A 552-nucleotide genomic window follows, 5' to 3' on the forward strand; every position below is an offset into this window, starting at 1 on the left:
TTCACTTAACCATACAACCCCAAGTGGCCTTAGCCTCTTGAAGTCGCACGCTTGTGAGTAAGGTCACAATAAATATTGTTACCTTGTTTTCTACTATCAGCTTGCCAAGTTGTTAAAGAGCAGTTTGAGATAAACTCAAATGAAAAAACTTAGTGTTGAGTGTTTAGTGGTGAGTGTTGAGTTAAAAACTCGCTACCCCCTCTTACACTAAGGGCTTTCATTTGAATTCAAGAGCAAATATCGGCTGTACTACGGGTGCTTTTCACTCAACACTTAACACTTACAACTAAAAACTAAGTGAAAGTGGTGGAGCCAAGCGGGATCGAACCGCTGACCTCCTGCGTGCAAGGCAGGCGCTCTCCCAGCTGAGCTATGGCCCCTTGATAAGGTTGAGTGTTTCGTTTTAAGTTGTGAATTGTCAGTGTGTTAACTCAACACTTAACACTCATAACTCAACACTCAAAGTTGGTGGGTCTGAGTAGACTCGAACTACCGACCTCACCCTTATCAGGGGTGCGCTCTAACCACCTGAGCTACAGACCCATCTGTACT

Annotated in this window: 2 tRNA genes; both read right to left on the reverse strand. The window is 44.2% G+C overall.

Annotation, left to right across the window (positions count from 1 at the left end):
* Positions 1-304: 304 nt before the first annotated feature.
* A tRNA-Ala gene (locus QWF21_RS18080) sits at positions 305-380 on the reverse strand.
* Positions 381-466: 86 nt separating this feature from the next.
* Positions 467-543 (reverse strand) — tRNA-Ile (locus QWF21_RS18085).
* Positions 544-552 lie beyond the last annotated feature (9 nt).

Origin of the sequence: Alkalimonas mucilaginosa (assembly GCF_036327005.1) — a bacterium.
Lineage (GTDB): Bacteria > Pseudomonadota > Gammaproteobacteria > Enterobacterales > Alteromonadaceae > Alkalimonas > Alkalimonas mucilaginosa.